The 415-nt window shown below is 41.9% G+C and carries 1 protein-coding gene; it reads right to left on the bottom strand.

What is annotated here, in order from left to right; all coding sequences use genetic code 11:
- A partial coding sequence (locus A3735_RS30820; RefSeq protein WP_197485844.1) for a hypothetical protein occupies positions 1-415 on the bottom strand: 415 nt, incomplete at both ends.

Raw genomic sequence — 415 nt, 5'->3', positions numbered from 1 at the left:
GAAGAGGACGTTGGAGTCCATATAAGGTGCCTCATCAGCATAATCGTTTAAACTAATGAAGCTAATTTTTTCGCTATCCTGTTCAGTAAAGAAGAACTTGTTACTGCCCAAAGCACGGTCGTAGACAATGGATATTGTGCCGTCACCTTGAAAACTCCAGGAAAATGAAAAAGACGAGCCATCATTTTCATCTCCGTTGGTAGCGCCCGTATTGTTAGCAAAGAACTCAATAGAGCAGAAAGGGCAGTCTTCATAGTAGAATTCTTTAGTGAGATCACTTAACGAAGGTTGAATTGCTTCTACTGCACAATGCCTGATATGACTGACATCGTCTTCAGGAAGTTGGAAGCAGTATTGGCCCTGTTCGATCGCAGACTCTCTAAAGGTAAGTGTTTCATCGGCAAGGTAAACAATT

Source organism: Oleiphilus sp. HI0061, assembly GCF_001635675.1.
Note: the sequence above shows the minus strand (reverse complement) of the source record. Positions and strands in the feature narration are given on the sequence as shown.